Source organism: Glycomyces algeriensis (assembly GCF_027622855.1).
In the GTDB taxonomy this organism is placed as follows: Bacteria; Actinomycetota; Actinomycetes; order Mycobacteriales; family Micromonosporaceae; genus Glycomyces; species Glycomyces algeriensis.
Map to the genome: position 1 here is coordinate 85,009 of NZ_JAPZVR010000001.1, position 11,980 is coordinate 96,988.

General features: G+C 67.8%; 8 protein-coding genes. All 8 read right to left on the reverse strand.

Annotated features, from left to right (window positions below; all coding sequences use genetic code 11):
• Positions 1 to 27 precede the first annotated feature (27 nt).
• Entirely contained in the window at positions 28 to 1,269 is a 1,242-nt protein-coding gene (locus O2L52_RS00365; RefSeq protein ID WP_270113294.1) for an RICIN domain-containing protein, read from the reverse strand.
• A gap of 119 nt (positions 1,270 to 1,388) precedes the next feature.
• A complete protein-coding gene (locus O2L52_RS00370; protein WP_270113295.1) occupies positions 1,389 to 3,617 on the reverse strand; it encodes a rhamnogalacturonan lyase family protein in 2,229 nt (742 codons plus the stop codon).
• Positions 3,618 to 3,783: 166 nt separating this feature from the next.
• Positions 3,784 to 5,085, reverse strand: coding sequence for an RICIN domain-containing protein (locus O2L52_RS00375; protein ID WP_270113296.1), 1,302 nt, complete (start codon positions 5,083 to 5,085; stop codon positions 3,784 to 3,786).
• Between the two features lie 179 nt (positions 5,086 to 5,264).
• Complete coding sequence (locus O2L52_RS00380) at positions 5,265 to 6,266, reverse strand: LacI family DNA-binding transcriptional regulator (protein ID WP_270113297.1); 1,002 nt, start codon at positions 6,264 to 6,266, stop codon at positions 5,265 to 5,267.
• An 84-nt stretch (positions 6,267 to 6,350) separates the two neighbouring features.
• On the reverse strand, positions 6,351 to 7,976 hold the full coding sequence (locus tag O2L52_RS00385) for a glycoside hydrolase family 53 protein (RefSeq protein ID WP_270113298.1): 1,626 nt from the start codon (positions 7,974 to 7,976) through the stop codon (positions 6,351 to 6,353).
• 98 nt (positions 7,977 to 8,074) lie between these two features.
• On the reverse strand, positions 8,075 to 8,959 hold the full coding sequence (locus tag O2L52_RS00390; RefSeq protein WP_270113299.1) for a sugar ABC transporter permease: 885 nt from the start codon (positions 8,957 to 8,959) through the stop codon (positions 8,075 to 8,077).
• A 3-nt stretch (positions 8,960 to 8,962) separates the two neighbouring features.
• Positions 8,963 to 10,390 (reverse strand): carbohydrate ABC transporter permease, encoded by a 1,428-nt coding sequence (locus O2L52_RS00395; RefSeq protein ID WP_270113300.1) that lies wholly within the window; start codon positions 10,388 to 10,390, stop codon positions 8,963 to 8,965.
• Between the two features lie 12 nt (positions 10,391 to 10,402).
• Complete coding sequence (locus O2L52_RS00400) at positions 10,403 to 11,713, reverse strand: extracellular solute-binding protein (protein WP_270113301.1); 1,311 nt, start codon at positions 11,711 to 11,713, stop codon at positions 10,403 to 10,405.
• Positions 11,714 to 11,980 lie beyond the last annotated feature (267 nt).

Sequence of the window (11,980 nt, forward strand, 5' to 3'; positions counted from 1 at the left end):
AGCCGGAGGCCCGGCGCTCCCGGCGGTCTACTTGACGTGCGCTGCGATCGGGAGTGGCAGTGCCTTGGCGCCTTCGGAGACGATGCGCGCCATCTGGTTCGCGCCGTGCTCCTGGAAGTGGGTGTTGTCGGCGACGCCGTTGGGGAAGGCCGGGTACTGGCCCGCGGTCAAGTGCAGGAAGACGCGTTTGGCCGCTTCGGGCCCGATGCCGTTGAGGTAGGCGCGCGAGCGGGCCGAGAGGTCGATCATCGCCACACCGGTCTCGTTGGCGAGTTCGTAGACCCTGTTCACGTAATCGGGGAACGAGACCCGGAAGTTGCCGCTGGAGTCGTAGTCGCGCCGCGAGACGGGGGTGAGCAGGACTGGGATGGCGCCGCGCGCGGTCGCACCGGCCATGTAGTGGTCCCGCAGGTACATCTTGTAGTCCGCGGGGGAGGTGTACCGCTCGGGTCGCGAGACCGTGGCGTCGTTATGTCCGAACTGGACGAAGAGGTAGTCGCCGGGCCGGATCGCGTTGAGGATCGTTGTCAGGCGGCCTTCGTTGATGAACGAGCGCGAGGAGCGCCCGCCGATGGCGTGGTTGGCCACCGTCGTGTTCGCGTCGAAGTAGCCCGCGAGCTTCTGGCCCCAGCCCATCTGGGGGTAGTAGCCGGAGTTGTAGGTCTGCGCGGTCGAGTCCGAGGCGATGAAGATCGTCGGCGTCCCGTCGCCCGGCGGGGCCCCGACTGGGAGCGCCCTGAACTGCTGGTTCGTGCCCCCGTTGGAGTCGTACTGGGAAATGCGGCCGCCGGCGGTGGTCGACCGCTCCCAGACGTCGAGCGCCTTGCCCGAGTTCCGGTTGACGAAACGCAGGTAAGCGCCGTCGTCGAGGATCTGCCACTGCTGGTTCGTACCGCCGCTGTCGCTCGCTTGGACGACGACCGCACCGTTGTCGCGGCTGCTGCCCTGGACGCTGATCACCAGGTTCGAGTGGCGGGCCTGGATCTTGTAGTAGCCGCCGCCGGCGTCGACGAAGCGGAACTGCTGGTTGGTCGCGTCGGTGCGGTTCCACTGCACCAGAGCTGCGCCGTTCGCAGTGGAGCGTCCCTCGATGTCGAACACCAGCCCCGAATGGCGGCTTTGGAGGAGGTACCAGGTGTCGGTCGCGAAGGCCGCGTGGGCGGGAGCGGCGCCGAAGAGGCTGCCGGCGGCCGTGCCGGCGACGAGGCCGGCCAGGGTGCGCCGGCTGAGTTTGGATTCGAGCAGGCGGGGTGTGTCGGGAGTGCGCATGGAGGCTCCAGGAAGCGTCGGCCCCGGCGTCGCCGCCGGAGCCGTTCGAAAGGAAAGGGAATCTGCTTGGACCGCGGGGCCCGGGCGTTCCGGCACGGCGTCCGGGCCCCGCGGGGCTTCTACGGGGTGTGGATGTCGGGCCAGGGATAGGCGGTGACATCCGAGCCGATGTAGAAGCTCGGGTGCGGCGGCTGGTTGTACGCGGTGTTCTGCCAGGCGATGGCGACGCGGTACTGGACGTCGTGCATCAGGGTGGCGATGCGCAGGTTCGTCTGGTGCGGCGTGGCGTAGATCCGCAGCGCCGAACTGTCCGAGGTCTTCCAGACGACCTCTTCACGCCAGTCCCCGAACAGGTCCGCCGACAGCGCCGGCGTTGACTTGGTGCCGTTGTTCGACGTGACACCGGAGCCGCTCAAGAGCGTCCCCGACGGGTAGTTGGTGATCTGGGTGCCGTCGAGCAGCTCGCGCTCGCCGTCGCCGTCCCACCAGGACAGGAAGTTCATCGAGCCGGGCTTCGATCCGATGTTCTGGCCGGAGGCGTTGAGCAGGCCGCCTACATTAGCCGACCAGTACTCCGCCCCCGGATTGGACGCCAGGACGTTCGCCGCGACCCCCCGGCCGTTGTCGCCGCTCGCGCCGGTCTGGAACAGGACCTGCCCGTTCGAGGCGTTCAGGTGGGAGGAGGGCTGGTTCCCGGCTTCATGCACCATGAACACCTCTTGACCGGCGCGACTGGGGATGAAGTCCGAGACGTGCAGGGCGTCGCCGTGGCCGAACCGGGTGTTCCAGAGCGCCTGGCCGTTGGAGCCGACCGCCATGGCGCCGTAGACGACGTCCTGGTTGCCGTCGCCGTTCATGTCGGCGATGGAGAGGCTGTGCGCGCCTTGGCCCGCATACTGCGATCCGGCGGTGTTGGAGTCGAAGGTCCAGCGGGTGGTGAGGTCGGTGCCGTTCCAGTCGACGGCCCAGATCACCGAGCGGGTGTAGTAGCCGCGGGCGAAGACCATCGACGGGGTCTCGCCGTCGAGGTAGGCCGTTCCGGCGAGGAACCGGTCGACGCGGTTGCCGTAGTTGTCGCCCCAGCCGGACACGTTCCCGCGCGGCGGGTTGTAGTCGACGGTGTCCATTGCGGCGCCGGTCTGGCCGTTGAAGACCGTCAGGAACTCCGGACCGGAGAGGATGTAGCCCTCGCCGTTGCGGTGGTCGGCACTGGCGTTGCCGATCACGGTGCCGGCCCCGTCGCGGGTGCCGTCGGCGGTCTTCATGGCGATCTCGGCCTTGCCGTCGCCGTCGTAGTCGAACACCTGGAACTGGGTGTAGTGCGCGCCCGAGCGGATGTTGCGGCCCAGGTCGATGCGCCACATGCGGGTGCCGTCGAGCTTGTAGGCGTCGATGATCGTGTTGCCGGTGACCCCGGCCTGCGCGTTGTCCTTCGCGTTGGAGGGATACCACTTGACGATGTACTCGTAGTCGCCGTCGCCGTCCAGGTCGCCGACGCTGACATCGTTGGCCTCGTAGGTGAACCCGCTGCCGGAGGGCTTCTGGATCGGGATGTCCTTGTAGCCGCTGGAGTTGAAGGCCGCCTCGACGCCGGAAGCGGCGCCCTCGGTGCCGTTCACGACCGTCCGGACCGTGTACTGCGAAGACGAGGATCCGCCGGTATCGAGGTAGTTTGTCGCCCCGGTCAGTGGCGAGGCGTTGACCTTGGTGCCGTCGCGGTAGACGTTGAAGGCCGTGTTCTCGGCGTCCGTGCCCAGCAGCCGCCAGGACACGAGTCGCCCGCTGCCCGAGGGTACGACGGTGACGCCGCGCGTCAGCGCCTCGACCTCATACCGGCCGTCGCCGCCCTGTCCCGGCCCGCCCGTCGTGGGTTCACCGGTCGGCTCACCGCTGTCGGTGACCTCGACGTAGTCGATGTTCGGCAGGCCGGCGGCCGTCGAAGCTGACAGCTGGACGGCGTTGCTCCCGGCGTTCACCGGAATGGTGACGGTCTTGGTCGACCAGGCCGTCCACCCGCCGGTCGCGGCGAACGCGCTCGCCGACTGCACCGTGGACCCGTTGACCAGGATGTTGGCCGAGCGGGTGTCGGTGCCGCCGTGCGCGTACCGGATCGCCAAGGTGGCGGTGCCCGCGCTCGCGGCGTTGATCGTGAATCGGGACGAGGCCCCGACCACGTTGGTGGAGTTGCAGAACCCCGAACCGGAGTACCCGGCGTGGTTGGACTCGATCGCGCCGTCGCAGACGGCCGGGGCCGTCTCGGCCTCGTAGCGGGTGGTCGCAGCGTCGGCGGCGTTCACCGCCATCATGGTGGCCGCGGCGGCGGCCACCAGGCCGGTGACCGCCGCCACGGGTGCTCGCAGGCGTCTCGCCCGTCGAGAGGTTGACGTGGGCATGTTCACTCCGAAGTCGTTGAGGGAGGACCCGACCGGGACGGCGCCGGCGTTTCACGCCGGGTAGGCCGCCGGCGCCGTCACTGCGGGTGGAACTGAATCGTTCTAATCGCTTCGTCGCGGATCAGACCGCTTGGCGGGTGAAGCGCTGGTTGGTGCCGCCGTTGGGGGTGTACTGGGAGATGCGGGCGCCATCGGCGGTGGACCGTTCGAAGACGTCCATGGCCAGGCCGGATTGGCGGTTGATGATGCTGACGACGTTGTTGCCGTGGTCGGTCAGGCGCCATTGCTGGCTGGTGGCACCGGTGTCGGTCTGCTGGGTGATGTCGGCGCCGTTGCTGTTGCTCGCGACTTGGAGGACCAGGCCGGAGTGGCGGGCTTTGATCTTGAAGTGGCCGTCGCCGGTGTCGATGAACTGGAACTGCTGGTTGGTGCGGCCGGTGCTTGACCACTGGTGCAGCAGCGCGCCGGCCGAGGTGGAGACGCCGTTGATGTCGGCGTACTTCCCGCTGTGCTGCGCGACCAGTCGGTACGTGCCGGGCTCGGTGGGCGTGGTGTCGCCCAGCGCGGACTCCCAGCGAGTGCCGGAGCCGGAGGCGTCGGCGGGCAGGCGGTCGCGGGCGGCGGTGTCGCCGTACATCGTCCAGCGTGCCCAGTCGACGACCGTGCGCGGGAAGCGCTGGTCGCTCCAGAAGCTCGTGTGGCTGCCGCCGACAAAGGTGAGGAACGCCTTCGGCCAGGTCATCTCTGTGTACGCCTGCCGGGCCGAGGAGTACGAGGTGGTCGAGTCCTGGTCGCCGTGGACGAACAGGACCTTGGCGTTGACAGAGCTGGAAGGGTTGCCCATGTCCACGCAGGACTGCGGGTTGGCGGAGATGATGCGGCTGTCGGGCCAGGAGGTGAGCAGGCCGTGGGTGACCATGCCGCCCAGGGAGTGGCCGGAGACGCCGACGCCGATGTCGGTGCGGAGGTGCCCGGCGAGCGGTCCGCTTGTGTTGAGAGCGAGGGTGTTGGTGATGATCTGCGAGACGTCCTTGGAGGTGTTGCCGTTGTTGACGTCGGTGAAATTGTGGTTGAAGTGCGGGGCGGGGACGACGAAGCCCGCCGCCGCGAGGGCCCGGATGATGAACAGGGAGTTCTGCGGGCTGCTGCCGTAACCGTGGGTCATGTTGTAGACGGGGAACACCCCGTTGGCGACCGGGGCGTCGGTGACCGGATTGCCACCGGCGGTGCCGGTGGCGGGGTAGTAGACGTAGGTCGTGCACGGGCGGCTGCCACGGGTCCAGTTGTACCGGCGCACGCCCACGGCGAACGGGTTGGCCGGTGCCGGATCGGCGAGCGCGGCGCCTGCGCCGAAGAGGGACGCGCCCACTCCCACGGCCCCGGCCATGCCCAGGCCGAGAAAGGTCCGTCGTTGCATTGACATGAGTGCTCCTTCAAGGAGAGTCGTGAGGGTCGCTGATGCAGTTCAGAAAACTGTGAACGTGCACAGCGAGGATTAATATATCGTTACATTTGTCTATAGTCAAGAACTTCGATATATGGTTCCGGCCGCGCCTCAGCACTGGCATCGGTCGAGCGTGGTCGCTCGTCGAGCCGCGTTGTTCAGGTGCTGTCGCGGACGATCAATTCGGTCGGCAGGACGACGGAATCGACCTCCTGCTCGTTGAGCAGGGCGAGCAGCAGGCGAACCGCTTCTCCGGCGACCTCGGACAGCGGCTGGCGGATCGTGGTGAGCATCGGGTTGGTCGCGGTGGCGACCGCCGAGTCGTCGAATCCGGCGACGGCCACATCACCGGGCACGCTGCGCCCGGCCGCGTGGAGCGCTTGGAGCGCGCCGGCGGCCATGAGATCGGAGGCGACGAAGACCGCATCCAGGGCCGGGAACTGCTGCAGGAGCTCGTGCATCGCCTTCTCACCGCCGGCTTGCGTGTAGTCGCCGTGGACCACCATCCGTTTGGTGACACGGCGGCCCAGCACGCTTGTGAATCCCTCCATCCGCAGCGCCCCGCCCGGGGTGTCCACGGGGCCGGTGATCATGCCGATCTTCTTGCGGCCCTGTTCGAGCAGGTAGGACGTGGCTTGCCTGGCCCCGCCCCGGTCGTCGGCAGCGGCGTAGGGGACGACGCGCTCCTGCCCGAGCACCACTCCGCACGCAACAGAGGGGACATGCGAGCGCTCGATGGCCTCCAACAGCGGATCGTCGGCATGGGTCGATATCAGCAGCGCCCCATCGGCGTGGCCGCCGCGCAGGTAGCGGGCGACCCGGTCGCGGCCGCCGTCGTCCCCGGCGATCATGAGCACCAGGGACATGTCGCGCTCGGCGAGCCGGTTGGTGGCCACGCGCATGAGCACCGAGAAGTTCGGGTCCTCGAACAGCCGCTCCTGCGGCTCCGAGAGCACCATGACGACCGACCCGGTCCGGCTGGTCTTCAGGCTCCGGGCGGCCCGGTTGACGACGAATCCGGTCTCGGCGACCGCCCGCCGCACCGCCAGTTCAGCGGCCAGCGAGACGTTCGTCCTGCCGTTGAGGACACGCGAGACCGTGCCACGGGAGACGCCGGAGGCCGCTGCGACGTCGTTGATCGTGGGTCGTTTCCGTGCCAAGTTGTTCTCAACCCTTGCGTGAGTTCCAGTAGCGAGCCGACGATGTCGAGGGAGGCCGCCTGCTCTGACGGCCCCCCTCCCGCCTCACACGGTGCGAGTGAGGCTCACTGAATCGAAGTTGATCCAGTTGCCGGGGTTCGCGTTCGAATAGAACCCGATTTCAATTTGCCCGTTGGTGACCTGGACGCCGGTGAGCGACACCTGCGTCCACGCCGAGGCCACGGGAAGGTTGGCCTGGCGTTCGGACCCGCCGTAGCCCTTGGCGTACATGCGCGCGGCGTTCTGGCCGCCGCCGTTCATGATCCAGGCGGTGAGCGTGTAGGTCCCGTTCGGAACGCTCAGCGACTGGTAGGTCGAGACGGTGTACGCGCTGGCCTTCCAGTGTGTGAACTTCGCGCCGCCCTGGTGGAAGCTGCCGCGCGTCTCGCGGAAGGCCGCGTCGAGGTTCGTGCTGCTCGACGCCCACACGCTCCACCCGGTCGCGGTCCGGCCGCTGCCGGACTCGAAGCCCCCGTTGGCCAGCACGTTCTCACCGGTGCCCGGATCACCGCCGCCGGTGACCTCGCCGAAGAAGTCGAGCGTCGATAGCTTGTTCCCGTTGTGGTCGAACAGGGTCTGGTTGTCCCAGGAGTTGCTCTCGCCGGCCTGGTCGTTGATGTACGACATGCCGGCCGGCTTGGCCCAGGTGGTGTCTCCGGTCCAGGCCGCCTCCCACCAGACCAGGCCGCGGCCGCGGTCGTTCGGGACGTCCGCGATGGCGTCCTGGAGGTCGCGCAGGAACTGCGTCTGGCCCGCCACGGTCGCGGGGTAGCCGGATTCGTTGGCGTGGCTGCTGGTGAAGATGTTGCCGCGGCCGTCGCCGTCGGCGAGGGTCCAGGCGTAGGCGGTCTCGACGACCATGACGTCCTTGCCGTAGCGCGAGGCCACGTCGTTCATGTTGGTGCGCAGCTGGTTCATGGTGCCGTGCCAGTACGGGTAGTAGGACATGGCGATGATGTCGTACTGGACTCCCTGATTGCGGGCGTTGTCGAACCAGGTGCGGTAGGCGGCGTTGTTGCCGCCGCGGTCGAGGTGGAGTGCGATCTCGATGCCGGTGCCGCCCTCGTGTACGCCCGCGATGCCGGCCTTGAGCAGGCCGCTGAGCTGCGACCAGTTGGAGGTGCTGCCGGTGGGCTGCAGCATCCCGTTGGTGATCTCATTGCCCACCTGGACGATGTCGGGCTTGGCGCCCGCGGCGGTCATCTGCGCGACGACGTCGCGGGAGTAGGTCCGAACCGCGGTGGTCAGCTGGCTGTAGGACATGTTCGCCCAGGCCTTGGGCTTGATCTGCTTGCCCGGGTCGGCCCAGAAGTCGGAGTAGTGGAGGTCGAGGAGCACGTCCATGCCGAGGGCCTTGGCGCGCTGCGCGAGCGCGATGGTCTTCGCCAGGTCGTTGGTGCCGCCGCCGTAGGGCTGACCCGAGGTGCTGTACGGGTTGTTCCACAGCCGCAGCCGCACCAGGTTGGCGCCGCTGTCGGCCATGATCTCGAGTGCGTCGCCTTGTACGCCGCCGTCGTAGAAGCGTTCGCCGCTGGCTTCGACCTCGGCGAGGGTGCCGACGTCGACGCCCATGTAGAAGTCGTCTCTCACGGCCTGGGCCGGGGAGGAGGCCGTGGCGAACGCGACGAAGCCCAGGGCGGCCGTGAGGGCCACCGCGATCATCCGTCTCATGTGTCGCTCCTTTGCGATCGGGGGTCGGGCGCCGGGGCGCCCGCTGCGGCGACGCTTGGCCGCCGAAATCGGGGAGGCCGCTGGCGGCCTCAAGGTGCTCATCCCTTCTCCGCGCCCGCCATGGCCCCGGTGACCAGGTGGCGCTGCAGGACGATGTAGAGGATCGTGATGGGCAGGGCGAGGGCCACCGCGCCAGCGGCGAAGGTGGTGAAGTCGTTGCTGTACTGATCGGTGATCATCTGGAACAGCCCCAGCGCGACGGTCTGCTTGTCGCTGCTCTGCAGCAGGAGCCGGGGCAGGATGAAGTCCATCCACGGCGCCGTGAATGACGTGATCGCCACGAAGGTGAGCATGGGGCGCATGAGCGGGAGCACGATCTTGCGGAAGATCGTGAGCCTGCCGGCCCCGTCCAGCGCGGCGGCCTCGTCGAGGCTCGCGGGCAGGTTGTCGGTATAGCCCTTCATGAGCCATGTGTTGTAGGGCAGGGCCGCGGCGATGCTCACCAGAGCGAGGCCCGTGAGGGAGTCGAGCAGGCCGAAGTTAAGAAACAGCATGTAAACGGCGATCGCGGTCAGGAAGCTGGGGAACATCTGGAGGATGAGGATGCCGAGCATGCTGGCCTTGCGGCCCCGGAACCTGATGCGGGCGAACACCCAGCCGCACAGGGCGGAGAGGGCGACGGACCCGACCATGTTGATCGTGGCGACGTAGAGCGAGTTGAGGTACCAGCGTCCGTAGTTCGTCTGCGTGAACAGGTGCACGTAGTTGTCGAACGTCGCGTTCTCGGGGATCGGGGTGGCGTTGGCCAGTCCGCCGCCGGGGCCGAAGGAGGAGCCGACGACCCAGACGAGCGGGTAGATCACGATGACAGCGACCACGGCGAGGATGAGGTGCATGACCGCGCTGGTGGCACCGTCGCGCATGCGCTGGCGACCCTCGACGCTGCCGCGGCGGGTCCGGTTGGTCCCTGGAATGGCGGACATGGGTCAGAGCTCCCGGATCGCTTTGGTGCGGTTGAGGTTCAGCACCGAGATGGCGCCGACGATGACGAAGATGACCAGGCTCATGACCGCGCCGATGTTGTAGAGGCGGTTGTCGAGCGTGAGCTTGAACAGCCAGGTAACGAGCAGGTCAGTGCTCCCCGCGAACCGGTAGTCCACATTGTCGGGACCGCCCTCGGTGAGGAAGTAGATCACCCCGAAGTTGTTGAAGTTGTGCACGAACGACAGGATGATGAGCGGCGTGACCGTCCGCTGGACGATCGGCACCGTGATGTAACGGAACTGCTGGAAGGCGCCGGCGCCGTCGATGCGCGCCGCTTCGTAGTAGCTGTCGGGGATGTTCGCGAGGACCCCGCCGACCAGTGCCATGAAGAACGGGAACCCGAGCCACAGGTTGACCAGGAGCGCGACGCCCCGTGCCAGGTTCGGGCTGGTCGGGTCGGTGAACCAGTAGACGCGCTCGTCGGTGAGCCCGATGTCGACCAGCCACTGGCTGACCGGCCCGAACTGGCCGTTGAACATCGAGCGGAACACCAGGGCGGAGACGATCGCGGGAACCGCCCACGGCAGGAGGAACACCGATCGCCACACGCGCGGGAACTTGACCCGCCTGCTTGCCAGCATCACGGCCAGGAGCATGCCGGCGGCGTAGGTGGTGACCGTGGCGATCACGGCCCAGACCACGGTCCAGACGAGGATGCCTGCGAACGTCTCGGTCCATGAGGGGACGGCGAAGAGCGTCGCGAAGTTGTCGGTGCCGACCCAGCTGACGAGGTTCTTCGGCGGCAGGTTGTCGCGGTTGTAGTTCGTGAAGGCCACGAGGATGCCGAACAGCACCGGCAGCACTGACATGAAGACGAGAAGGACCAGGCCGGGGGAGAGGGCGATGTAGGCGAAGGCGCTCTCCCACAGGCGCTTGAAGTAGGCGCGCGAGGTCTCGGGGCGGCGGCCGGCGTTCAGCTCGGCCCGGTAGCCGGCCGCGTCGCGGATGCTCCAGATCCAGATGACCGCGAGCAGCGCCAGCGTCAGGAACGCGATGAGGCCGTTGGCCATGAGGACGATCGAGTTGTCGCCCTCGGTGAGGCCGGTCATGGTCATCTCGCGCGGCTGCGTGCCGAGCGTGATGAGCCCCCACAAGCCCCGGACGAAGAACCCGCCGTTCAAACGCGCGGTGAACTCCATGCCGACGTAGTAGTTGCCGGTGGCGATCTCCCAGACGAGCATGCCGGCGAAGAACGTGAAGAAGAACGCGGCCTTGCCGGCCTGGCGGTTGAGCAGCTGGCCCGCACCCCACACCAGCGCCGAGGCGAGGCCGGGCGCCGCAGGTGGCATTCCGGGGCCCGCCCGGCCCGGGCCGCGCGGGGCGCGGTCCGGTGCCGGAGCGGGGTGTTCGGTGGTCTCGATGGCGGTCACGGCGCTCGGTCCCTAGAGCCCGTGCAGTTCGTTGTAGGTCGTCACGGCCTTCTCCTGCGCCGCGGCGGCGTCGGAGAGGTCGTCCCACACGTCGATGACCATGGTGTTGCCGGTCTCCCAGAAGTACTGCGGCACTTGCGGAATCAGCTCGGCGTTGGCCGACTGCGCCACGATGCCCGCCACGTGGGGGTCGTCTTCGATCCCCTCGATGCCGGCGAGGAGATCGGCGTTGACCGCCGGAATCTGGCCGGTAGCCCCGTAGACCGCGGCGGCACCGGTGTCGGACGCGAGGAAGTTCGCGAAGACGCGGGCGGCCGCCGGGTACTCGGAGTAACCGGAGACGACGGCGACGTGCATGCCCGCGAAGGAGCCGGCGGTCCCGCCGCCCTCGACGCCCGGCAGGGTCGTCACGCCGTACTCGAAGCCGTTCGCCGCGGCCCCTTCGTCGAACAGTGAGAAGCTCCAGGGGCCGGTGATCACGTACGGGGTCTCGCCCTTGGCGAAGCCCTCCTCGATGGTCTCCCAGGTGCTGTCGGCGCTGGGTACGTCGTAGATGTCCCGCAGGCCGCCGTAGTAGTCGAGCGCGGCCGTCAAGGCCGGGTCGTCGAACCCGGGGTCGTCCACATCGCTGTCGGGGTAGACCTTCCATCCCATGGAGGAGAGGATCGGATAGGCGCGGTAGATCTCGGCGGTGGACATGCGCAGCGTCCAGCGGTTGGCGGCGGGGTCGTTGTAGGTCGCGGCGAGGGCCTTGATCTCCTCCCACGTGGTGGCGGGCTGGTCGGAGCCGGTGAGCTCCTGGAGGAGGGTGTCGTTGTAGATGAGCGCCAGCGACTCGGTGGTGACCGGGACGGCGTACATCTGGTCCTCGACGGAAACGACGCTGGTGGCGGCCTCGCTCATCCGCCCTTGGAGGACGCCGGTGTACTCGCCGAGGGGTGCGGCGGTGCCGTCGTCAATGGCGCGGGCCACCTGGTCGTAGAGGCTCATGTAGACGTCGGCGCCGTTGCCGGCCTCGCCGGCGAGGGACATCTTCTCCACCGCGTCGTTCTTGGTGACGAGCTCGTACTCGATCTCGATGTCCGGGTACTGCTCCTTGAACTCCTCTTCGAAGGCCGCTATGGCGGCCTCGGCGAGGTACTCCTCCTCGAACCAGACCTTGAGCGGCACTTTGCCTGAGGCGATGTCCTCCTCGATGACGTACTGCTGGGATTCGGCGTCCCACTCCAGTTCGGAGGACTGCTCCTCCTCTGTGGGGCCGCCGCAGGCGGTCAGTCCGAGTGCCGCCGCCGCGGCGAGCGCGATAGCTCCTCTGCGTCGCATGTGTGTGTCCTTGTCTCAGTGAGGGATGCCGCCGCCTGGTCCGCAGCGACTGTGAACGTTTACAGCAACATAGCGACATGTATCACTAGGCACAAGCGAGAAATACTCCATATGTGGCATTTGCATCATGATTGTTACGATAAAAAGTTGAAAAATCCCGCCCTGGGCTTATCCATCGAGGGCGGCCTCCCGGCAGCCCCCGTGGGGGGCCCCCCCAAACCGGGGGGCCCCCCGGCCCCAGCCCCCCCAACACCCCCCCCGGGGGGG

Coding starts and splice junctions, on each gene's coding strand:
- O2L52_RS00375 (WP_270113296.1), bottom strand. CDS start 5,085: ATGTCAATGCAACGACGGACCTTTCTCGGCCTGGGCATGGCCGGGGCC.
- O2L52_RS00390 (WP_270113299.1), bottom strand. CDS start 8,959: ATGTCCGCCATTCCAGGGACCAACCGGACCCGCCGCGGCAGCGTCGAG.
- O2L52_RS00365 (WP_270113294.1), bottom strand. CDS start 1,269: ATGCGCACTCCCGACACACCCCGCCTGCTCGAATCCAAACTCAGCCGG.
- O2L52_RS00385 (WP_270113298.1), bottom strand. CDS start 7,976: ATGAGACGGATGATCGCGGTGGCCCTCACGGCCGCCCTGGGCTTCGTC.
- O2L52_RS00400 (WP_270113301.1), bottom strand. CDS start 11,713: ATGCGACGCAGAGGAGCTATCGCGCTCGCCGCGGCGGCGGCACTCGGA.